This window comes from Streptomyces eurocidicus, from assembly GCF_002891295.1.
Lineage (GTDB): Bacteria > Actinomycetota > Actinomycetes > Streptomycetales > Streptomycetaceae > Streptomyces > Streptomyces eurocidicus.
In genome coordinates this window covers 975,977-996,364 of record NZ_LGUI01000001.1, presented here as the reverse complement: position 1 = coordinate 996,364, position 20,388 = coordinate 975,977, and the positions used below count along the sequence as shown (strand labels likewise).

The following is a 20,388-nucleotide window of genomic DNA, read 5'->3' as shown; positions in this document are numbered from 1 at the left end:
CTCAGGCACGGATCCCCCTCGGGATGGTCAGCCGGCCGATCAGGACGTACGCGGCGTCGAAGAGCAGGGCGAGCACGATGATGCCGAGCGTCCCGGCCAGCACCTGGTTGAGCGCGTTGGCGCTGCCCAGGGACGAGATGCCGCGGAAGATCTCGTTGCCGAGCCCCGGCCCGGAGGCGTACGCCGCGATGGCCGCGATGCCCATCAGCATCTGGGTCGCCACCCGGATCCCGGTGAGGATCGGCGGCCAGGCGAGCGGCAGCTCCACCCGGAACAGCCGGGCGACGCGCGACATGCCGATGCCCGTCGCGGCGTCGACCAGCGAGGGGTCCACCCCGCGCAGCCCCACGATCGCGTTCCGGACGACCGGCAGCAGCCCGTAGAGCACCAGCGCCGTGACCGTCGGGGCCACGCCCAGGCCGGTGACCGGGATCAGCAGGCCGATCAGGGCCAGGGACGGGACGGTGAGGACCGTCGCGGTCGCGGTGACCGCGAGATTGCCCGCCCACTCGCTGCGGTACGTGAGCACCCCGATCGCCACCCCGATCAGCGTGGCCACGACCATGCACTGGAACACCGCGCCGGCGTGCTGGTACGTGTCCGCCAGCAACTGTTCGTGCCGGCTGCCGACGTACTCCCAGAAGGTCACCCGGCACTCCTCGCCGCTGTCGGTCCTCCGGCTCCCGGCCGCAGGTTTCCTGGGTCAGTCCTCCGACGCCTGCTTCACCAGCGGGATGATCCTCAGCGGCACCGCGTTCTCCATCACGATCGCCGTGGAGGCCCGCACGATGCCATCAAAACCCACAACCCGGTCGATCACACGCTGGAGGTCGGCGTTCGAGCGGGCGACCAGCCGGCAGAGCATGTCGCCGTGCCCGGTGGTGGTGTGCAGCTCCAGCACCTCCGGCACGGTCGCCAGGTGCGTCCGCACGTCCGCGCCCTGCCCCTGCTTGATCTCCAGCGTGGCGAACGCGGTCACCGGATAGCCCAGCGCCGCCGGGTCCACCTCCGGCCCGAAGCCGCGGATCACCCCCTGCGTCTGCAAACGGTCCAGCCGCGCCTGCACGGTGCCGCGCGCCACGCCCAGCCGGCGGGACGCCTCCAGCACCCCGATACGCGGCTCCTCCGCGAGCAGCTCGATCAGCCGGCCGTCCAAACGATCGATCGCCATGCCCGCCTCCGGATAGTCATCATGTACAGAACGTCCTGGGTTACCGTGCGAACGCTATGCAGTATGCCCAGAGAATTCGCGAACTATTGCGCACCTTGTGGATCGGCGGGACGCTGCGGCCATGACTCAGACCACGGATCACACCCTTCACACCGCTCGGCAGGCCGACCCCTTCCCGGTCAAGGGGATGGACGCGGTGGTCTTCGCCGTCGGCAACGCCAAGCAGGCCGCGCACTACTACTCCGTCGCGTTCGGGATGAAGCGCGTCGCCTACTCCGGGCCGGAGAACGGCAGCCGGGAGACGGCGAGTTACGTCCTGGAGTCGGGCGGCGCCCGCTTTGTCTTCACCTCCGTCATCAAGGCGGCCACCGACCGCGGCCGCTTCCTCGCCGAGCACGTCGCCGAGCACGGCGACGGCGTCGTCGACCTGGCCATCGAGGTGCCGGACGCCCGCGCCGCCTACGCCTACGCCGTCGAGCACGGCGCCACGGGCGTGACGGAGCCCCACGAGCTCACCGACGAGCACGGCACCGTGGTGCTCGCCACCATCGCCACCTACGGTCAGACCGTCCACACCCTGGTCGAGCGCACCGGCTACACCGGCCCCTACCTCCCCGGCTACGAGGCCGCCGAGCCCGTCGTCACGCCCGGCGAGCGCCGCTTCCAGGCCATCGACCACTGCGTGGGCAACGTCGAGCTCGGCAAGATGGACGAGTGGGTGAGCTTCTACAACAACGTCATGGGCTTCACCAACATGAAGGAGTTCGTCGGCGACGACATCGCCACCGAGTACTCCGCGCTCATGTCGAAGGTCGTCGCGGACGGCACCCGCAAGGTGAAGTTCCCGCTCAACGAGCCGGCCATCGCCAAGAAGAAGTCCCAGATCGACGAGTACCTGGAGTTCTACAACGGCCCCGGCGTCCAGCACATAGCCCTCGCCACCAACGACATCGTCGCCACCGTCCGGGCCATGCGCGACGCCGGCGTGCAGTTCCTGGACACCCCCGACTCGTACTACGACACCCTCGGCGACTGGGCCGGCGAGACCCGCGTCCCCGTCGAGACCCTCCGCGAGCTGAAGATCCTCGTCGACCGGGACGAGGACGGCTACCTGCTCCAGATCTTCACCAAGCCGGTGCAGGACCGGCCGACGGTCTTCTTCGAGATGATCGAGCGCCATGGCTCCATGGGCTTCGGCAAGGGCAACTTCAAGGCCCTGTTCGAGGCGATCGAGCGCGAGCAGGAGAAGCGGGGGAACCTCTAGCCGGTTCACGGGGCCCGGCGGGAGAGGTGCCCCCGAGCGGGGGCGGGCCTTACTGATGTCCTCAAGCGCCGGACGGGCTGGATTTCGCCGGGGCCGCCCTTTTCCGGAAGGACCGGGCGCGCCCCGGCCCCTCCGGCCCCTGTGGCCCGTCCGGCGTCCGAGGACCGAGGGCCCGGCTCCGGTTACGGGACGGGCCGGGCCGGGGAAGAAACCCCCCATGGGCGATCTGATCAAGCTCCTCCGCGCCGGCCTCCCCGCCGAGGCCGTGCTCACCGACCCCGACGTCATACGGGTGTACGCCAAGGACATGGCGAGCTTCTGCGACGCGGGCACCGCCGCCGCCGTCGTCCTCCCGCGCACCGTGGAACACGTGCAGCACGTCATGCGCACCGCCACCGCCCTGCGCGTCCCCGTCGTCCCGCAAGGAGCCCGCACCGGGCTGTCCGGCGCGGCCAACGCCACCGACGGCTGCGTCCTGCTCTCGCTCGTCAAGATGGACCGCATCATCGAGATCAATCCCGTCGACCGGATCGCCGTGGTCGAGCCGGGCGTCGTCAACGCCGTGCTCTCCAGGGCCGTCGCCGCACAGGGTCTCTACTATCCGCCCGATCCCTCCAGTTGGGAACAGTGCACCATCGGCGGCAACATCGGCACCGCCTCCGGCGGGCTGTGCTGCGTGAAGTACGGCGTCACCGCCGAATACGTCCTCGGCCTCGACGTCGTCCTCGCCGACGGACGGCTGCTCACCACCGGCCGCCGCACCGCCAAGGGCGTCGCCGGCTACGACCTCACCCGCCTCTTCGTCGGCTCCGAGGGCAGCCTCGGCGTCGTCGTCCGGGCCGTCCTCGCCCTCAAGCCCGCACCGCCCGAACAGCTCGCCCTGGCCGCCGAGTTCCCCTCCGTCGCCGCCGCCTGCGAGGCCGTCTGCGAGATCATGGCCCGCGGCCACGCCCCCTCCCTGCTGGAGCTGATGGACCGCACCTCCGTCCAGGCCGTCAACGCCCTGGGGAACATGGGCCTCCCGGAGAGCACCGCCGCCCTCCTCCTCGCCGCCTTCGACACCCCGGACCCCGCCGCCGACCTCGCCGCCGTCGCGGAGCTCTGCACCGCCGCGGGCGCCACCGAGGTCGTGCCCGCCGACTCCGCCGCCGAGTCCGACCTCCTCCTCCAGGCCCGCCGGATGACCCTCCCCGCCCTGGAGGCCCTGCGCTCCGCCACGATGATCGACGACGTCTGCGTACCCCGCTCCGCCCTCGCCGCCATGCTCGACGGCACCGCCGCGATCGCCGCCAAGCACGGACTCCTCATCGGCGTCTGCGCCCACGCCGGCGACGGCAACACCCACCCCGTCGTCTGCTTCGACCCCGCCGACGCCGACGAGTCCCGCCGCGCCCGCGAGTCCTTCGACGAGATCATGGCCCTCGGCCTCGAACTGGGCGGCACCATCACCGGCGAACACGGTGTCGGCGTGCTCAAGAAGGACTGGCTGGCCCGCGAGTTGGGCCCGGTCGCGCTGGAGCTCCAGCGCTCCCTCAAGCAGGTCTTCGACCCGCTGGGCCTCCTCAACCCCGGCAAGCTCTTCTGAACGACCGGGACTTGGGGCCCGCCCCGGCCGCCCGTACCACAGGGCGCCGGCCCGCTGCCACCCCCTCCGGCCCCGCCGGCCCGGCCGCCGTCACGCCCCCAACAGCTCGCGCAGCGCCTCGTCCAGTGCCAGCCGCTCCGGCTCCGACCCCGGCGCCACCGCCCGCAGCGTCCGCTCCAGCCACGCCGCCACCGGTGACGCGGGCGCCTCCAGCAGCGCCTCCCCGTCCGGCGAGGACAGCGCCATGCACACCAGGCTCCGCCCGTCCGTGTGCGTCGGCCATACCCGCACGTCGCCGTGCCCGGACGGCCGGAACACCCCCTCCACCAGCAGCTCACGGGCGAACGTCCAGTTCACCGGCGAGTCCGAGGTGACGTGGAAGGAGATGTGGACGGCGTACGGATCGGCCGACCGGTAGCTGAGCCGGGCCGGGACGGGGATGCTGCGGTCCGGCGACAGCACCAGGTTGAGCTCCAGCTCTCGTTCCACCACGGTGTGCATGATGCGCCCTCTCTGCTCTGCTTCTCTCACTGCGTGGCACCTCGCGAAACGGGCCCGCACCGGAGGGAGCGCACCGACCCCCACAGCATTACGCGACTTCGCCCGGACGATCCGAACTTTTCAGCGGCGGGTACGGCGCGCTGACGCCGTACCACCGGTCGCACGTGTGAGTGGTCCCGCCCGCGGGACGGCCGCAGAGTGGAGAGCCGTCTGGTAGACCTGTCTACAGCGCCCCGGGTTGCCTTTTGTGCATTGAGGTCACGGAGGACCGGAGCCGCGCACAGGATGCACGCGCGCGTGCGGCAGACTGCTCAGTGCCAGCCGCCCGCTCCGACATGACACCCAGTACGGCCGAGCAGATACGGGACACCGGACACGATGAGCGCTCCTCACTCAGGATCCGCCGACAGCAGCCCCGTCGAAGGTTTCTACCCGGATCCGTCCATTCCTGGCTATATCCGGTACTGGAGCGGCACCGCCTGGGTGCCCGGTACGAGCCGGCCCGCACCCGCCGAGGGCGAGCCGATGCCCGCGCCGCCGCCCGGAGCCGCCCGGCCGCCCCCGCGCTCGCCGCGCCCGTACCGCCCACGCCCCGGCGCTCCGCGCCCTCCGCCGCGCCTTCCCTCCCCGGTTCCCTCCCCGGTTCCCTCCCCGGTTCCCGCGCCGAGGACCCGTCCGGCGCCCGGGCGCGGCTCCGGCGGCCACGCCCCCGGCCCGGCGGCCCGCGGAGTCGGTGGAGGAGACCGGGCCCATGTTCCTGGACGAGGAGCCCGCACTGCGCGACGCCCGCGCGGAAGCGGCGGATCCGCGCGCCGGGTTCGGCGGTGGGCCCGACCGCCGGGCGGCTGGGCCGAGCCCGCCGTCCCGGCCGCCCGCGACCCCGCCAGGACGGCACCGCGCCGGCGCCGCCCCGGACGGCGCGGCCCCCGAGGATCCGCGACCGGCCCGGGCCGACGGCACCCTGACGATCCGTCCGGAGCGGCCCGTCGTCCCCTCCGCGCCCTCCGCCCGCGCGGCCCCGCCACCTCCGGCCGGGGCACCATCCAGCTGCGCACGACCGCACAGCCCCCGCAGGTCGCGACCGCCGCGCGCAACCCCGGGCATGGCCTGACGCGGGGGCCCGGGAGAGCGGCCCGCCCCGCTGCCCGCCGCCCCCGAGCGACAGGCCCTGCCCGCCCCCGCGACACCCGCCGCGGACCGTTCCGCCGCCGGGCGCCCCGCGTCCGGCGGCTCCCCGGCCTCCGGCGGACCGGCGGGCGGCTGGGCCCAGCAGGTGCAGCAGCTCGCCCGCCAGCGGCCCCAGGGGGCCGACGGCGCCGCCCCGTGGAAGCCGCCGAAGGACGATCCCTTCCTGCGTGCCGCGCAGGAGCAGGGCCGGCCCGCCGGGCTCGGCCGGCGCCTCGCCGCCCGCCTCGTCGACTCCGCCGTCCTGGGCGCCGTCGTCTCCGCCGCGGCCGTGCCCCTGTGGGCCAAGGCCGCCGACCACATCGACACCAAGGTCGAGCAGGCCAAGCAGTCCGGCCGGACCGTCACCGTCTGGCTGCTCGACGGCACCACCGGCACCTACCTCGGCATCGTGCTGGCCGTGCTCCTCGTCGCCGGTGTGGTCCTGGAGGCCCTGCCCACCGCCAGGTGGGGGCGCACCCTGGGCAAGAAGCTGTGCGGCGTGCGCGTCCTCGACATCGAGTCGCATGACACCCCTGCCTTCGGGTCGGCGCTCCGCCGCTGGCTGGTGTACGGGGTGCTGGGCGTCCTGGGCGCCGGGGTGCTGGGCGTCCTGTGGTGCCTGTTCGACCGGCCCTGGCGGCAGTGCTGGCACGACAAGGCGGCCCGTACGTTCGTCGCCGCGAAGAGCGGCTGAGCGCGGGCGACTCGAACGGCATACGGCCGGATGCGGTCACCGGAAGCCTGGGTTCTACTCGGGCCATGAGCACCGACCAGCCGCGCGACGACGACCCGTTCCAGAAGCGGCCCTCCGAGCCGCCGCCGTACGGGGGCGCCGACGGGGGCGCCTCGGCCGGGAGCGGGCCGGGCGCGGGCGCCCCGTACCCCGGCGGGTCCGGTGGTGCGGGCGCCCCCGGCGGTGGTGCCGGCGGCTATCCGGGCGGCCCCGGTGGCGGCCCCGGGGTCTATCCGGGCGGCCCGGGCGGCGGCCCGGGTGGTGGCCCGGGCAACCCCTACGGCGACGGCTCCGGCGCCGCCGACCCGCTCGCGGGCATGCCGCCGCTGGCCAGCCGCTGGAAGCGGCTGGTCGCGCGGATCATCGACGGCCTGCTCGTCAGCATCCCGGTGACCGTCGTCTTCTCGCTCGCGAGCCGGGGCTGGGACCCCTGGGACGACAGCGGCAAGTCCACCGGGCTGTCCATCATCATCGCGGTCGTCTATTTCCTCTACGAGGGACTGATGCTGACCACGCGCGGGCAGACGGTCGGCAAGATGGCCATGCAGATCCGGGTGGCGATGCTCGACAACGGGGCGGTGCCCGAGGGGCGGCCGGGCTGGACGCGCGCCGCCGTCTACTCCTTGCCCGAGGTCGTCCCGTGCTGTGGCTTCGTCTTCTGGCTGATCAATGTCCTGTGGTGCACCTGGGACGACCCGTATCACCAGTGCATCCACGACAAGGCCGCCAAGACCGTGGTGGTGTCAACGGTGCAGTGAGTGTTCTCCCACCCTGGACTCCGCGGACAGCGGCGCACGCTGCTCACGCGCTCCGGCCGTGTTCCCCCGGGGGGCACGGCCGGTCGTGCGTGACGCCGGCGCCGTGAGGGCGACGAGGAGTCCGAGCGCGAGCGAGGCAAGGGCGATGAGGGCCGTCCCGAACCCGGCGCCGGGCTGCGCGAACAGCAGCATGGCGAGGGCGGAGAAGACGACGGTGGCCGATCCATAGGTTATCTGTGCGGGAGTCGGACGCGGCATGGCGGGATCCGTCCTCGGGGCTATGAACAGGGGGGTAACGGAGTCGGCTGGTACGTACAGCAAAACGACTCTACGGTCCTGTCTGCCCGAGTGGAACTCCCGGTAAGCGTGACCTAACCCACGGTACCGGAGCACGGGGGGCGCACGGCGGCATCGCGTTGTCCAACTGGTGAGATCAACGCGCCGGTTGATGTCCGAAATCCGCAACTTAAAAGTTGGATAACGTACTTGCTCTAGCGTCTTCAGTCAAGGTCTGTCTTTTCCGGGGGCTCTCCGATCAAATACCTCCACAGTTGTTACTGGGGAGGACAGACACAAGTGAAAAGCAGCCAACGGAGGGTCGCCAGATCCGCGGCCGTGGCCACGGCCGTCGTGCTGGGCGCTACGACCCTTTCGGCCGGATTCGCTCAGGCGGCCGGTGCTACGGGCGACGGCGGGACCGACCACCCCGCGAGCGTCGTCCGCAGCGACCCGGAGCAGACCGCGCGCGGCGTCGAGCACGACCTCAAGGGCCCGTTCACCAAGAAGCGCGAGGCGCAGCGGAAGGCCGCGCTCGACAAGGTGATGGCCGGTGACGCCCGTACCGAGCAGCGCGACGGCTCGAAGGTCGTCCAGCTCGGCAAGGGCAAGTACGTCGAGCTCGCCCGGGAGAAGACCGACCGCATCTTCACCATCCTGGTCGACTTCGGCGACAAGGTCGACGACACCACGATGTACGACCCGGACGGTCCCGACGGGCCCAAGCCGCCCGTCAAGAAGTACGGCGGCACCCCCGGCCCCGCGCACAACCGGATAGCCCAGCCGGACCGTGCGAAGGACAACAGCACGGCCTGGCAGAAGGACTACAACCGCGAGCACTTCCAGGACCTTTACTTCTCGAAGGACAAGAACAAGGAGTCCCTCGCGAAGTACTACGAGAAGCAGTCCTCGGGCCGCTACTCGGTCGACGGCCAGGTCACCGACTGGGTCAAGGTCCCGTACAACGAGGCCCGCTACGGCTCGAACTACTGCGGCTCCACCAACTGCCCGAGCGCCTGGGACCTGGTGCGCGACGGCGTCAACCAGTGGGCCGCCGACCAGAAGGCCGCCGGCCGCTCCGACGCCGAGATCAAGGCGGAGCTCGCCAAGTACGACCAGTGGGACCGTAACGACTACGACGGCGACGGCAACTTCAACGAGCCCGACGGCTACATCGACCACTTCCAGATCGTGCACGCCGGCGAGGACGAGTCCGCCGGCGGCGGCGCGCAGAAGACCGACGCCATCTGGGCCCACCGCTGGTACGCCTACGGCGCCGACACCGGCCGCACCGGCCCCGCCGGCAACAAGGCGGGCGGCACCCAGATCGGCGACACCGGCATCTGGGTCGGCGACTACACCATGCAGCCGGAGAACGGCGGCCTCGGCGTCTTCGCCCACGAGTACGCGCACGACCTCGGCCTGCCCGACGAGTACGACACCACCGGCAAGGGCGAGTCCTCGGTCGCCTACTGGTCGCTGATGTCCTCCGGCTCCTGGCTGGGCAACGGCAAGGACTCCATCGGCGACCTCCCCGGCGACATGAGCGCCTGGGACAAGCTCCAGCTGGGCTGGCTCAACTACGCCAAGGCGAAGGCGGCGACGAAGTCGACGCACAAGCTGGGCGTGGCCGAGTACAACACCAAGGACAAGCAGGCGCTCGTCGTCGACCTGCCCGCGAAGGAGGTCAGGACCGACGTCGTCAAGCCCGTCGAGGGCGTCAAGCAGTGGTGGGGCGGTCAGGGCGACGACCTGAAGAACACCCTCACCCGGTCCGTCGACCTCACCGGCAAGTCCAAGGCGCAGCTGGACCTCTCCGGCTGGTGGGACATCGAGGCCAACTACGACTACCTCTACGTCGAGGCGTCCACGGACGGCGGCGACAACTGGACCCCGCTCGACGGCACCGCCGACGGCAAGTCCATCCCGCGTGACGGCGCCGACAAGCCGGCCCTGACCGGGGTCTCCGGCGCGTACAAGAAGCTCGCGTACCCGCTCGACGCCTACGCGGGCAAGAAGTTCGACCTGCGCTTCCGCTACCTGACGGACGGCGGCACCTCCGGCAAGGGCTTCACCGCCGACGCCCTCACCCTCACCGCCGACGGCGCCCCGGTCTTCACGGACGGCGCCGAGGGCGACGACAACGGGTGGACGGCCAAGGGCTTCTCGCGCATCGGCGAGTCCTTCACCAAGGAGTACGCGCAGTACTACATCGCCGAGAACCGCCAGTACGTGTCGTACGACAAGACCCTCAAGGTCGGCCCGTACAACTTCGGCTGGCGCAAGGACCGCCCGTCCTGGGTGGAGCACTTCCCGTACCAGAACGGTCTGTTGATCTGGAAGTGGGACACCTCCCAGATCGACAACAACGTCGGTCTGCACCCGGGCGTCGGCCGCATCCTGCCGGTCGACGCGCACGCCAAGGCCGAGAAGTGGGCCGACGGCTCGCTGATGAAGAACGGTCTCCAGGCGTACGACTCGACCTTCAGCTGGTTCCCGACCGACGGCTTCACCGTGCACCGCGACGGCGTCGCCGCCCGCGTCAAGGGCAAGCCGGGCACCCCGGTCTTCGACGACCGCAAGGGCTCGTACTACGACAAGGCGAACCCGACCGGCGGTGTGCAGCTTACTGACACCAACACCCGGATCAAGATCCTCACCGAGGCGCCGAGCGGCTCCACGATGACGGTCCAGGTGGGCCCCTCCGGCAAGTAAACCCCGAGTAATCGGCATTCTCGCAGGTCAGAGACGTATCGGCCGTCGCCCTCTAGCGGGCGGCGGCCGATCGCGTTTAGATGACCGGCGGGGGGCCGTTATTGACACTCCCGCCCGGGGGCCGCTCCCGGGCCGGTGTCAGGGCGTGGGGAAGCAGATGGGGAAAGAGGTGGCGCGGGTGGCCGGAGGCGGATTCGCCAAGCTCCCGGGCGGCAGTGTGGTCGTCGCCCTGTCGCTGCCCAGCCCGCCCGGCGGCAGCGGGGCGCCCGGCGCCCGGGTCCGGGTCCTGGTGCACGCCGTGAACCGGCAGCGGGCCCTCACCCGGCTCCGCAACCTCGGCCTGCGCGCGGTCTACCTGCGGGGCAACACCGAGCCGCCCACTCCGGACGAGATAACGGCGGTCCTGCACCACCCGGACGGCCTGGTCTGGCGCGCGGCCCCGGAAGACGACACGGAGTCCTGGCACCCGATACGGAGCCTGCTGCGGAAACCGGCCGGATCCGGCGCCTCCGGGGGCTGACGGGCCCCGGCGGGCGCGCGGGCCCAGGGGCCGCTCAGCCGCCCTGGACGACCGGCTTGCCGCTCAGCTCCACGCCCGCGTCCCGGAGCTCCTCCAGGGCCCGCTCCGTGGTCCCGGCGGCCACCCCGGCCGTGAGGTCCAGCAGGACCTGCGTCGCGAAGCCCTCGCGGCGGGCGTCCAGCGCCGTGGCCCGTACGCAGTGGTCCGTGGCGATGCCCACCACGTCGACCTCGGTCACGCCCCGCTCCCGCAGCCAGTCCGCGAGGGAGACGCCGTTCTCGTCGGTGCCCTCGAAGCCGCTGTAGGCCGCGGTGTAGGCGCCCTTGTCGAAGACGGCGTCTATGGCCCCGGAGGCGATCACCGGTGCGAAGTTGGGGTGGAAGCCGCTGCCCTCCGTGCCGGCCACGCAGTGCGCCGGCCAGGAGTGCTCGAAGTCCGGGTGGTCGGAGAAGTGATCACCGGGAGCTATGTGGTGGTCGCGGGTGGCGACCACATGGCGGTAGCCCGCGGCCGCCTCGCCGACCAGGTCGGTGATGGCCGCGGCGACGTCGGCGCCGCCGGCCACCGCGAGGCTGCCGCCCTCGCAGAAGTCGTTCTGCACGTCGACGACGATCAGTGCACGCTGCATAGTGCGGATCCTTAGGGGAAGGGCCCTCGGCCGACAGTGCGGATCAAGAGTGCGGATCAAGTCGCTGTGTGACCGAGGGTAGTGACTCCTCCGGCGTAAGGGGAGAGGGTGTCCGGCGCACCGGGGGCGCACGGCCCCTCTCCCCGGGTCACCTCAGGCGTCTTCCGGGCGTTCTCCGAGCGGGGGGCTCAGACGTATTCGGTCGGCAGCACGGCCTCGCCGCGCGAGAGCTGTATCGCCGACATCGGCAGCCCCGCCAGCGCCGTCCGGTGCCGGTCCCGGGCCGTGTCCAGAGGCTCCCGGGCGACGGTCTCGCCGCCCCGTACGAGCTCGGCGAGCAGCTGCCGGTCGGCGAGCTCCGCGGGCACCGGGCCGGTGCCCACGACCTCGGCCTCCGCCACGCCGTCGGCGTCCAGCCGGCGGGCCGCCCACTTGCGGCCGCCGATCGAGGTCTTGCCGCCCATGGACTTCTTCGCCACCGGGCGCAGCGGGGCGTCCGGGCCGGCCTCGTCCGCGCGGGCCACCAGCTTGTAGACCATCGAGCAGGTGGGGTGCCCGCTGCCGGTCACCAGCTGGGTGCCGACCCCGTACGCGTCCACGGGCGCGGCGGCCAGTGAGGCGATCGCGTACTCGTCCAGGTCGCTGGTGACGACGATCTTCGTCTTGGCCGCCCCGAGCTCGTCCAGCTGCTGCCGCACCCGGTGGGCCAGGAGCAGCAGGTCGCCCGAGTCGATCCGGACGGCGCCCAGCTCCGGTCCGGCGATCTCCACGGCCATCCGGACGGCCTCGGTCACGTCGTAGGTGTCGACGAGCAGGGTCGTGCTCCCACCGAGGGAGTCGACCTGGGCCCGGAAGGCGTCCCGCTCGCTGTCGTGCAGCAGCGTGAAGGCGTGCGCACTGGTGCCGACGGTCGGAATGTTGTATCGGAAGCCGGCCGCCAGGTCGGACGTCGAGGTGAAGCCGCCGACGTAGGCGGCGCGGGCGGCGGCGACGGCCGCCAGCTCGTGGGTGCGCCGGGCGCCCATCTCGATCAGCGGCCGGTCGCCGGCGGCGACGGCCATCCGGGAGGCCGCGGCGGCGACCGCCGAGTCGTGGTTGAGGATCGACAGGATGACGGTCTCCAGGAGCACCGCCTCGGCGAAGGTGCCCTCGACCCGCAGGACGGGCGAGCCGGGGAAGTAGACCTCGCCCTCGGGGTAGCCCCAGATGTCCCCGCGGAAGCGGTAGTCGGCGAGCCACGCGAGCGTCGGCTCGTCCACGATCCGCCGGTCGGCGAGGAAGTCCAGCACCCCGCTGTCGAAACGGAAGTTCTCGACGGCGTCCAGCACCCGGCCGGTGCCCCCGACGACGCCGTAGCGGCGGCCCTCGGGCAGCCGGCGGGTGAAGACCTCGAAGACCGAGCGCCGGTCGGCGGTGCCGGCCCGCAGCGCGGCCTGCAGCATCGTGAGCTCGTACCGGTCTGTGAAGAGGGCCGTCGACGGCACGTCCACCGGCAGCCTCAAGTCCGCAGCGTTCATGGTCCAGATGCTACCCCCAATACTCGTCAGAGTGACGATTTCTGTGATCGACGTGACGGGAGCGCGCGGGCGGCGCACGCCGCGCCGGGCGGCGCGCGGGACTCGCTGCCGGACGGGGACCCCTTTGTGCATCGCGCGGCCGTGAGTGGCAGCATGGGAAGCGTGAGTGTTGCACCGGTCGAGATCGAGCGACCCGAGACGGGCGAATCCCCCTTCGCCGTGGCCGAACCCGATGTCCCCTGGGTGACCCTGGTCCACAACGATCCCGTCAACCTCATGAGTTATGTGACGTATGTGTTCCAGGCATACTTCGGCTACTCCAAGGACAAGGCGCACAAGCTGATGCTGGACGTCCACCACAAGGGCCGCGCCACGGTCTCCAGCGGCAGCCGCGAGGAGATGGAGCGCGACGTGCAGGCGATGCACGGCTACGGCCTCTGGGCGACCCTGTCGCAGGACCGTTGATGGCCGGGCACTTCGAGCCGCTCCCCGGCGGCGGGGCCGCCGTCGCCCTCGACGAGGTCGAGATCTCCATCCTGCGCAGCCTGGCCGTGCAGCTGCTGGAGCTGATCGGGCCGGGCGAGAACCTGGGCCCGGACGAGGCCGATCCGCTGGCCCGGCTGTTCGCCGAGGGTCCCAGTGAGCCGCCCTCCGACCCCGCGCTGGCCCGCCTCTTCCCGGACGCCTACGGCGACCCGGGCACCGAGCAGGACCGGCGCGAGCGCGCGTACGCCTCCGAGTTCCGCCGCTACACCGAGAACGACCTGCGCGCCCGCAAGCGCGAGGACGCCCTCGGCGTCGTCGGCGCGCTGGACGGCCTCGCCCCGGCCGGCGGCGGCGCCGTGCTGCGGCTGGCGCCGGAGGAGTGCCGGCGCTGGCTCGGCGCGCTCAACGACCTGCGCCTCGCCATCGGCACCCGGCTGGAGGTCCGGGAGGACGACGACACCGAGGAGCTCTTCGCGCTGCCGGACGAGGACCCGCGCAAGCCCATGGTGATGGCCTACCTCTGGCTCGGTGGCTTGCAAGAGACGTTGATCGAGGCGATGACGGGGTAGCGGCGGCCCTTCCGAGGGCCCCGGCGCGCACGGGCGGGGCCTCCGGTGGGACCCTATGTAATGACTTCATAGGACATCTTTCATGGGCATGACATGGGTGTCCGCTCAGCGAACGTTCATTTTCGGATAACGATCGCGTCACCGTAGTGGCGGCTATTGGCCGCCACTTTTACTTTTGTCCTACTTCGCTTGTGGTGTGGCCCACATCCGCCCGGACGATCTCCATGACACTCGTGATAAATCTTCACGACCTGCCTCCGTGACGCCACCCATGTCACGGCGGGAGCGCTCCGCCGACCGACCGTCGGCATGCAGGACTCCATTTCCGGGGGGATCTGGACCCGATCCGCAATGGCCGGATCGGTATGGAGAAAGGCGCACCACCATGACCTCTGAGCAGGTCGCGGACCGTACCGCCAGCGCGGCGGCCGCACAGAACGGAAGCGGACATGGCGCTTCCGAGGGTTACCAGCGGGGACTGGGCAACCGACAGATCCAGATGATCGCCATTGGTGGCGCCATCGGCACCGGTTTGTTCCTCGGCGCGGGCAAGGCCATATCCAAGGCCGGACCCAGCCTCATCCTGGCCTACGCCCTCGCGGGCCTGGTCATCTTCTTCATCATGCGCGCTCTCGGTGAGCTGCTCATGTACCGACCGGTGTCCGGCTCCTTCTCGGAGTACGCACGGGAGTTCCTCGGCCCGTTCTTCGGCTATGTGACCGGATGGACGTACTGGCTCTTCTGGGTCGTCACCGGGATCACCGAGGTGACCGCGGCGGCCACCTATATGCAGTACTGGGACAAGTCGATCCCGCAATGGGTCTCGGCCCTCGTTTTCACCGTCGTCCTCTACCTCGCCAACCTGATCTCCGTGAAGCTCTTCGGTGAGCTGGAGTTCTGGTTCTCGATGGTCAAGGTCACCGCCATCATCGGCATGATCCTGATCGGCATCGGCGTCCTCACCCTCGGCTTCTCCGACGCCGCGGACACCGCCTCCGTCAGCAACCTCTGGTCCCACGGCGGCTTCTTCGCCGGCGACGACGGCATCACCAGCATGCTGATGACGCTGCAGATCGTGATGTTCGCCTTCCTCGCCGTCGAGCTCGTCGGCGTCACCGCGGGCGAGGCCAAGGACCCGAAGAAGACCCTGCCCAAGGCGATCAACACCGTCCCGTGGCGGATCGCCGTCTTCTACATCGGTGCCCTGATCATCATCCTGTCCGTGGTCCCGTGGACCGCGTTCGAGGCCGGCAAGAGCCCCTTCGTCGAGGCGTTCGCCCGGATCGGCCTCCCGGCCGGCGCCGGCATCGTCAACTTCGTCGTCCTCACCGCGGCGCTGTCCTCCTGCAACTCCGGCATGTACTCCACCGGCCGCATGCTGCGCGACCTCGCGCTCAACGGCCAGGGCCCGAAGTTCTTCGGCCAGCTGACCAAGTCCGGCCTGCCGCTGCGCGGCACCACCTGCTCCGCCGTGCTCATGCTCGCCGGCGTGGGGATCAACTACCAGTGGCCGGGCGAGGCGTTCAACTACGTCGTCTCCTTCGCGACCATCTCCGGTATGTGGGCCTGGATCATGATCCTGGTGGCCCAGATCCGCTACCGCCGCAAGGCCGACCGCGGCGAGCTCCCGCAGTCCGAGTTCCGCGCCCCGGGCGCCCCCTGGACCAGCTACTTCGCGCTCGCCTTCATCCTGATGGTGATCGTGCTGATGGGCATCGACCAGGACTCCCGGGTCTCCCTGTACTGCGCCCCCCTCTGGGGCCTGATCATGGGCGTCTCCTACCTCGTCCTCAAGCGCCGCAACCCCGCGGCGTTCGAGCGCAAGTCCACGGAGCACTACGCGAAGCTGGCCGCCGACGCGCGCGCCGAGGCCGAGCACGTCGTCTGACGCGCCCCGCGGCACGACCGCACCCGCAGTGACCGGGCCCGCCCGTACCACCCCCTCGGTACGGGCGGGCCCTCTGCTTATCCTGTCGGGCATGCTGACCCTCACCCAGGCCCTGTACGACCGGATCGTCGCGCACGCCCGCGCGGACCACCCCGACGAGGCGTGCGGCGTGGTCGCGGGCCCGGCCGGCACCGACCGCCCCGAGCGCTTCGTCCCCATGCTCAACGCCGCCCGCTCGCCCACGTTCTACGAGTTCGACTCCACGGACCTGCTCCGGCTCTACCGCGAGATGGACGACCGCGACGAGGAGCCGGTGATCATCTACCACTCGCACACCGCCACCGAGGCGTACCCCTCCCGCACGGACCTCACCTACGCCAACGAGCCGGGCGCCCACTACGTCCTGGTCTCCACCGCCGACACCGACGACGCCGGACCCTTCCAGTTCCGCTCGTACCGGATCGCCGACGGCGTGGTGACCGAGGAGGACGTGAAGATCGTCGACGCCTACTGAGCGCGCCGTCCGGCCACCCGCCGGACACTGTCAGGTGAGACGCGAAGGTCCGCATCGCGGGACGAACTTCCGGGGCGCGCACAAGGAATCGATACGATGCGCCCATGGTTCTCACGATGTGAGCCCCCGCGTACCGCGCGCACCGACCCCGCACTCCGACAGGAGCACAGCCATGGCCATCGAGGTCCGCATCCCGACCATCCTCCGCACCTACACCGACGGCAAGAAGGCCGTGGAGGGCAGCGGCGCCACGATCGACGAGCTCTTCAGGGACCTGGAGACCCGGCACGCGGGCATCCGTGAGCGCCTGGTCGACGAGGCCGCGGGCGGCGAGCTGCGCCGCTTCGTCAACGTCTACCTCAACGACGAGGACGTCCGCTTCCTCGCCGGCATTACCACCGAGCTCACCGACGGCGACAGCGTCACCATCCTCCCGGCCGTGGCCGGCGGAATGGCCTGATGCGGTACGAGTCGCCGCTGGCGGCGGTGGGCGGCACCCCGCTCGTCCGGCTGCCGCGCCTCTCCCCGTCAAAGACCGTCCGGGTCTGGGCCAAGCTGGAGGACCGCAACCCCACCGGCTCGGTCAAGGACCGGCCCGCCCTGCACATGATCGAGCAGGCGGAGAAGGACGGCCGGCTCACCCCCGGCTGCACCATCCTGGAGCCCACCTCCGGCAACACCGGCATCTCCCTCGCCATGGCGGCCAAGCTCAAGGGCTACCGCATGGTGTGCGTCATGCCGGAGAACACCAGCGAGGAGCGCCGCGCGCTGCTCGCCATGTGGGGCGCGGAGATCATCCCCTCGCCCGCCGCGGGCGGCTCCAACACGGCCGTGCGGCAGGCCAAGGAGCTGGCGGAGCGCCACCCCGACTGGGTGATGCTCTATCAGTACGGCAACCCCGACAACGCCGGCGCGCACTACGCCACCACCGGCCCCGAGATCCTCGCCGACCTCCCCGAGATCACCCACTTCGTGGCCGGCCTCGGTACCACCGGCACCCTCATGGGGGTCGGCCGCTATCTGCGCGAGCACGTGCCCGGCGTGTCGATCGTCGCCGCCGAGCCGCGCTACGACGACGTCGTCTACGGCCTGCGCAACCTCGACGAGGGCTTCGTGCCCGAGCTCTACGACGAGTCCGTCCTCACCACCCGCTTCTCCGTGGGCTCCGAGGACGCCGTCCGCCGCACCCGTGAACTCCTCGCGCGGGAGGGCATCTTCGCGGGCGTCTCCACCGGGGCCGTCCTGCACGCCGCCCTCGGCGTGGCCCGCAAGGCCGAACGCGCCGGGGAGCGCGCCGACATCGCCTTCATCGTCGCCGACGGCGGCTGGAAGTACCTCTCCACGGGCGTCTACACCGCCGCCACGGACGAGGAGGCCGTCGCCACCCTGCACGGCCAGCTCTGGGCCTGACGGGGCTCCGGGGCGCCGCCGCGCCCCCTGACGGGCGGGGCCCGCTCGCGCCGCGGGCGCGGGCGGGCCCGCGGCCGTGGCCGGTCGCCGGGCCGCGGCGGAATCATCCGGCGAGCCGCCGGGTCGCACGGCCGTGCGGGAAGGCCCCGGCCCGGCGGCGGATCCGCCCGGAATCCCCTCCGCGCGAGCGGCAGAGGGGTCCGTACCGGTGACTTCAACCACAACCCCAGCTCGTGGAGGAGCGACCGCCGGATTCGCGCCTTACTCTCGACGGACCGCATGGCCCCCCGTACCCGGCCCATGGAGGTTCAGGCCCGTATGAAGCTCACCGTCGTCGGATGCTCGGGGTCGTTCCCGTCCAAGGAATCGGCCTGTTCGAGCTATCTCGTAGAGGCCGACGGCTTCCGGTTGCTGCTCGACATGGGCAATGGAGCCCTGGGCGAGTTGCAACGCCACATCGGTCTCTACGACCTCGACGCCATCCTGCTGTCCCACCTGCATCCGGACCACTGCATCGACATGTGCGGGTACTTCGTCGCCCGCTACTACCGGCACGAGGGCGGCCGCGCCGGGCCCCTCCCCGTGCACGGCCCCGAGGGCACCGAGCGGCGGCTGGCCACGGCCTACGGCGACGTCCCCGACGAGCGCTGCATGGGGGAGGTCTTCGACTTCCGCACCCTGACGCCCGGCGCTTTCTCGCTCGGCCCGCTCACGATCCGCACCGACCGGGTCCGCCACCCCGTCGAGGCGTTCGCCTTCCGCATCGAGCACGACGGCCGCTCGCTGGTGTACTCCGGCGACACCGGCCCCTGCGAGGAGCTGCACAAGCTCGCGCTCGGCACGGACCTGCTGCTCTGCGAGGCGTCGTTCACCTACGGCAAGGAGGAGATCCCGGACCTCCACCTCAACGGCCGTGAGGCGGGGGAGCACGCGGCCCGCGCCGGCGTCGGCCGGCTGGTGCTCACCCATATCCCGCCGTGGACCGATCCGCTGACCAACCTGCGGGACGCGCAGGAGGTCTTCGACGGGCCGACGGAACTGGCGAGTACGGGCGCGGTGTATGAAATTTAGTCGTCCAGCGGGCCGTTATGGCCGCCATTAAAGGCGGGAAAGGGAAATGCCCCCGGAATCCAAGGGATTCCGGGGGCATTTCTTATTCACGGTGTGGAACCGCGGTCCGGGGTCACGCCTTGAGTTCGGCGGACTCCTCCTCCGACTCACGGCCCGGCGTCTTCAAGTTGAACTTGATGATCGCGAAGCGGAAGACGACATAGTAGATCGCGGCGAAGCACAGACCCACCAGGGCGAGCAGCCACGGCTTGGACGCGATACCCAGGTTCAGCAGGAAGTCGATCGCGCCGGCCGAGAAGCCGAAGCCGTCCTTCATGCCGAGTGCCCAGGTCAGGGCCATGGAGACACCGGTCAGCACCGCGTGGATCGCGTACAGGACCGGCGCGACGAACATAAAGGTGAACTCGATCGGCTCGGTCACACCGGTGACGAAGGCGGTGGCCGCGAGCGAGAACATCATGCCGCCGACGACCTTGCGGTTCTCGGGGCGGGCGCAGTGCACGATCGCCAGGCAGGCGGCCGGCAGCGCGAACATCATGATCGGGAAGAAGCCGGTCATGAACTGGCCGGCGTTCGGGTCGCCCGCGAGGAAGCGCGCGATGTCGCCGTTGACGGTGCCCTTGGCGCCGTCGTACGAACCGGCCTGGAACCACGGGAAGGAGTTCAGCAGGTGGTGCATGCCGACCGGGATCAGCGCGCGGTTGGCGACACCGAAGATGCCCGCGCCGACCGCGCCGGAGCCGACCAGCCACTCACCGAAGTTGTGCAGACCCGTGCCGAGCACCGGCCAGATGTAACCGAAGACGACGCCGATGAGCAGACCCGCGAAGGACGACAGGATCGGCACCAGGCGGCGGCCGCCGAAGAAGCCCGCCCAGTCCGGCAGCTTGGTGCGGTAGAAGCGCTGGTAGAGCAGCGCGACCACGAGGCCCATCACGACGCCGCCGAGGACCTTGGCGTCGACCGCCTGTTCCACCATGGCGACCTTGCCGTCGACCACGGCCGCCTTCTTCGGGAGGCTGCCGTCGGTGAAGGTGGCCAGCACCTTCGAGAAGACCAGGTAGCCGGCGACGGCGGCCAGCGCCGTCGAGCCGTCCGACTTCTTGGCGAAGCCGATCGCGACACCCACGGCGAACAGCAGCGCCATGTTGTCGAGGATGGCGCCACCACCGGCGGACATAAATTCGGCGATCTTGTTCAGGAAGGCCGGGAGGGACTCCTTGCCCAGCATGTCGCCCTGGCCCAGGCGGACCATCAGGGCGGCCGCGGGAAGCACCGCGACGGGCAGCATCAGGCTGCGGCCGATGCGCTGGGCGATCGCCATCGCGCCGGCGCCGAACTTCTTCTTCTCCGGCTCGGCGGCGACAGGCGCCGTCTTCGCCGCCTTGGCGCTCTTACTCATCGGATTCCTCCAGGTGAGGCGGGCGCTCGGGGGGTAAGGGGGGACGGCCCGCAATCTGGTCTACACCACTCAGTGGTTTAGACCTGTTGTAGCACGTGAGTCAGGGATAAAGGAATCCGTAGTTCCCCGTGGTCTCGCACACAGGAGCCGGGCACCGGAAACGGCCCCCGAGCCCAAGGCTCGGGGGCCGTCCCCGCCGGGAAGCGAATCCCG

20 protein-coding genes and 1 pseudogene are annotated in these 20,388 nt (G+C 70.9%); 14 read left to right on the top strand and 7 right to left on the bottom strand.

What is annotated here, in order from left to right; all coding sequences use genetic code 11:
* Position 1: 1 nt before the first annotated feature.
* Positions 2 to 649 carry an ABC transporter permease gene (locus AF335_RS04505; RefSeq protein ID WP_102916880.1) on the bottom strand — a complete coding sequence of 216 codons (648 nt, stop codon included), beginning with the start codon at positions 647 to 649 and terminating at the stop codon, positions 2 to 4.
* 54 nt (positions 650 to 703) lie between these two features.
* Entirely contained in the window at positions 704 to 1,171 is a 468-nt protein-coding gene (locus AF335_RS04500; RefSeq protein WP_102916879.1) for an Lrp/AsnC family transcriptional regulator, read from the bottom strand.
* Positions 1,172 to 1,292: 121 nt separating this feature from the next.
* On the opposite strand from AF335_RS04500, the gene hppD reads away from it, so the two are divergent.
* Both hppD and AF335_RS04490 read left to right on the top strand, forming a co-directional pair.
* The gene (gene hppD, locus AF335_RS04495) at positions 1,293 to 2,435 is read left to right on the top strand and encodes a 4-hydroxyphenylpyruvate dioxygenase (protein WP_102916878.1); all 1,143 of its coding nucleotides are present in this window, start codon (positions 1,293 to 1,295) and stop codon (positions 2,433 to 2,435) included.
* A gap of 217 nt (positions 2,436 to 2,652) precedes the next feature.
* Positions 2,653 to 4,020: an FAD-binding oxidoreductase gene (locus tag AF335_RS04490; RefSeq protein ID WP_102916877.1), complete on the top strand. Its 1,368-nt coding sequence runs from the start codon at positions 2,653 to 2,655 to the stop codon at positions 4,018 to 4,020.
* A gap of 90 nt (positions 4,021 to 4,110) precedes the next feature.
* Here the strand turns inward: AF335_RS04490 and AF335_RS04485 are convergent, their stop codons facing one another.
* The gene (locus tag AF335_RS04485) at positions 4,111 to 4,521 is read right to left on the bottom strand and encodes an SsgA family sporulation/cell division regulator (protein ID WP_102916876.1); all 411 of its coding nucleotides are present in this window, start codon (positions 4,519 to 4,521) and stop codon (positions 4,111 to 4,113) included.
* Between the two features lie 378 nt (positions 4,522 to 4,899).
* Between AF335_RS04485 and AF335_RS35365 the strand changes: the two are divergent.
* The 3 genes and pseudogenes from AF335_RS35365 to AF335_RS04475 all read left to right on the top strand — a co-directional run.
* Positions 4,900 to 4,995, top strand: a pseudogene (locus AF335_RS35365) (DUF2510 domain-containing protein); the annotation flags it as partial.
* A 799-nt stretch (positions 4,996 to 5,794) separates the two neighbouring features.
* Complete coding sequence (locus AF335_RS35360) at positions 5,795 to 6,382, top strand: RDD family protein (protein ID WP_244926904.1); 588 nt, start codon at positions 5,795 to 5,797, stop codon at positions 6,380 to 6,382.
* 65 nt (positions 6,383 to 6,447) lie between these two features.
* Positions 6,448 to 7,179 (top strand): RDD family protein, encoded by a 732-nt coding sequence (locus AF335_RS04475; RefSeq protein WP_102916875.1) that lies wholly within the window; start codon positions 6,448 to 6,450, stop codon positions 7,177 to 7,179.
* On the opposite strand, the gene AF335_RS04470 is transcribed toward AF335_RS04475, so the two are convergent.
* The gene (locus AF335_RS04470) at positions 7,165 to 7,437 is read right to left on the bottom strand and encodes a hypothetical protein (RefSeq protein ID WP_102916874.1); all 273 of its coding nucleotides are present in this window, start codon (positions 7,435 to 7,437) and stop codon (positions 7,165 to 7,167) included. The two genes, AF335_RS04475 and AF335_RS04470, sit on opposite strands and share 15 nt — an antisense overlap.
* A 318-nt stretch (positions 7,438 to 7,755) precedes the next feature.
* Between AF335_RS04470 and AF335_RS04465 the strand changes: the two genes are divergently transcribed.
* Together AF335_RS04465 and AF335_RS04460 are read left to right on the top strand one after the other, a co-directional pair.
* Positions 7,756 to 10,170 (top strand): immune inhibitor A domain-containing protein, encoded by a 2,415-nt coding sequence (locus AF335_RS04465; RefSeq protein ID WP_102916873.1) that lies wholly within the window; start codon positions 7,756 to 7,758, stop codon positions 10,168 to 10,170.
* 178 nt (positions 10,171 to 10,348) lie between these two features.
* Positions 10,349 to 10,690, top strand: coding sequence for a hypothetical protein (locus AF335_RS04460; RefSeq protein WP_102916872.1), 342 nt, complete (start codon positions 10,349 to 10,351; stop codon positions 10,688 to 10,690).
* A 34-nt stretch (positions 10,691 to 10,724) separates the two neighbouring features.
* Here AF335_RS04460 and AF335_RS04455 read toward each other — a convergent pair whose 3' ends face one another.
* Entirely contained in the window at positions 10,725 to 11,318 is a 594-nt protein-coding gene (locus tag AF335_RS04455) for an isochorismatase family protein (protein WP_102916871.1), read from the bottom strand.
* A 188-nt stretch (positions 11,319 to 11,506) separates the two neighbouring features.
* Positions 11,507 to 12,835, bottom strand: a complete 1,329-nt coding sequence (locus tag AF335_RS04450; RefSeq protein ID WP_102916870.1) for a nicotinate phosphoribosyltransferase — start codon at positions 12,833 to 12,835, stop codon at positions 11,507 to 11,509.
* A gap of 153 nt (positions 12,836 to 12,988) precedes the next feature.
* Here AF335_RS04450 and clpS point away from each other — a divergent pair, with 153 nt between their 5' ends.
* From clpS to AF335_RS04415, 7 genes are all read left to right on the top strand, one after another.
* A complete protein-coding gene (gene clpS / locus AF335_RS04445) occupies positions 12,989 to 13,300 on the top strand; it encodes an ATP-dependent Clp protease adapter ClpS (protein ID WP_087930643.1) in 312 nt (103 codons plus the stop codon).
* Entirely contained in the window at positions 13,300 to 13,890 is a 591-nt protein-coding gene (locus tag AF335_RS04440; RefSeq protein ID WP_102916869.1) for a DUF2017 domain-containing protein, read from the top strand. Before clpS ends, AF335_RS04440 begins: the two co-directional genes overlap by 1 nt.
* 385 nt (positions 13,891 to 14,275) lie before the next feature.
* Positions 14,276 to 15,778 (top strand): amino acid permease, encoded by a 1,503-nt coding sequence (locus AF335_RS04435; RefSeq protein ID WP_102916868.1) that lies wholly within the window; start codon positions 14,276 to 14,278, stop codon positions 15,776 to 15,778.
* 91 nt (positions 15,779 to 15,869) lie between these two features.
* A complete protein-coding gene (locus tag AF335_RS04430) occupies positions 15,870 to 16,292 on the top strand; it encodes a M67 family metallopeptidase (protein WP_102917052.1) in 423 nt (140 codons plus the stop codon).
* Positions 16,293 to 16,464: 172 nt separating this feature from the next.
* Positions 16,465 to 16,752, top strand: a complete 288-nt coding sequence (locus AF335_RS04425) for a MoaD/ThiS family protein (RefSeq protein ID WP_102916867.1) — start codon at positions 16,465 to 16,467, stop codon at positions 16,750 to 16,752.
* Complete coding sequence (locus AF335_RS04420; RefSeq protein WP_102916866.1) at positions 16,752 to 17,702, top strand: PLP-dependent cysteine synthase family protein; 951 nt, start codon at positions 16,752 to 16,754, stop codon at positions 17,700 to 17,702. Before AF335_RS04425 ends, AF335_RS04420 begins: the two co-directional genes overlap by 1 nt.
* A 318-nt stretch (positions 17,703 to 18,020) precedes the next feature.
* A complete protein-coding gene (locus AF335_RS04415; protein WP_102916865.1) occupies positions 18,021 to 18,773 on the top strand; it encodes an MBL fold metallo-hydrolase in 753 nt (250 codons plus the stop codon).
* 112 nt (positions 18,774 to 18,885) lie between these two features.
* Here AF335_RS04415 and AF335_RS04410 read toward each other — a convergent pair whose 3' ends face one another.
* Positions 18,886 to 20,175 carry a PTS transporter subunit EIIC gene (locus tag AF335_RS04410; RefSeq protein ID WP_102916864.1) on the bottom strand — a complete coding sequence of 430 codons (1,290 nt, stop codon included), beginning with the start codon at positions 20,173 to 20,175 and terminating at the stop codon, positions 18,886 to 18,888.
* Positions 20,176 to 20,388: the final 213 nt, after the last annotated feature.

Bases quoted from the DNA above. Each gene is read 5' to 3' on its own strand.
- AF335_RS04500 (WP_102916879.1), bottom strand. From the start codon at position 1,171: ATGGCGATCGATCGTTTGGACGGCCGGCTGATCGAGCTGCTCGCGGAG.
- hppD (WP_102916878.1), top strand. From the start codon at position 1,293: ATGACTCAGACCACGGATCACACCCTTCACACCGCTCGGCAGGCCGAC.
- AF335_RS04490 (WP_102916877.1), top strand. From the start codon at position 2,653: ATGGGCGATCTGATCAAGCTCCTCCGCGCCGGCCTCCCCGCCGAGGCC.
- AF335_RS04485 (WP_102916876.1), bottom strand. From the start codon at position 4,521: ATGCACACCGTGGTGGAACGAGAGCTGGAGCTCAACCTGGTGCTGTCG.
- AF335_RS04475 (WP_102916875.1), top strand. From the start codon at position 6,448: ATGAGCACCGACCAGCCGCGCGACGACGACCCGTTCCAGAAGCGGCCC.
- AF335_RS04470 (WP_102916874.1), bottom strand. From the start codon at position 7,437: ATGCCGCGTCCGACTCCCGCACAGATAACCTATGGATCGGCCACCGTC.
- AF335_RS04455 (WP_102916871.1), bottom strand. From the start codon at position 11,318: ATGCAGCGTGCACTGATCGTCGTCGACGTGCAGAACGACTTCTGCGAG.
- AF335_RS04450 (WP_102916870.1), bottom strand. From the start codon at position 12,835: ATGAACGCTGCGGACTTGAGGCTGCCGGTGGACGTGCCGTCGACGGCC.
- clpS (WP_087930643.1), top strand. From the start codon at position 12,989: ATGGGAAGCGTGAGTGTTGCACCGGTCGAGATCGAGCGACCCGAGACG.
- AF335_RS04440 (WP_102916869.1), top strand. From the start codon at position 13,300: ATGGCCGGGCACTTCGAGCCGCTCCCCGGCGGCGGGGCCGCCGTCGCC.
- AF335_RS04435 (WP_102916868.1), top strand. From the start codon at position 14,276: ATGACCTCTGAGCAGGTCGCGGACCGTACCGCCAGCGCGGCGGCCGCA.
- AF335_RS04430 (WP_102917052.1), top strand. From the start codon at position 15,870: ATGCTGACCCTCACCCAGGCCCTGTACGACCGGATCGTCGCGCACGCC.
- AF335_RS04425 (WP_102916867.1), top strand. From the start codon at position 16,465: ATGGCCATCGAGGTCCGCATCCCGACCATCCTCCGCACCTACACCGAC.
- AF335_RS04420 (WP_102916866.1), top strand. From the start codon at position 16,752: ATGCGGTACGAGTCGCCGCTGGCGGCGGTGGGCGGCACCCCGCTCGTC.
- AF335_RS04415 (WP_102916865.1), top strand. From the start codon at position 18,021: ATGAAGCTCACCGTCGTCGGATGCTCGGGGTCGTTCCCGTCCAAGGAA.
- AF335_RS04410 (WP_102916864.1), bottom strand. From the start codon at position 20,175: ATGAGTAAGAGCGCCAAGGCGGCGAAGACGGCGCCTGTCGCCGCCGAG.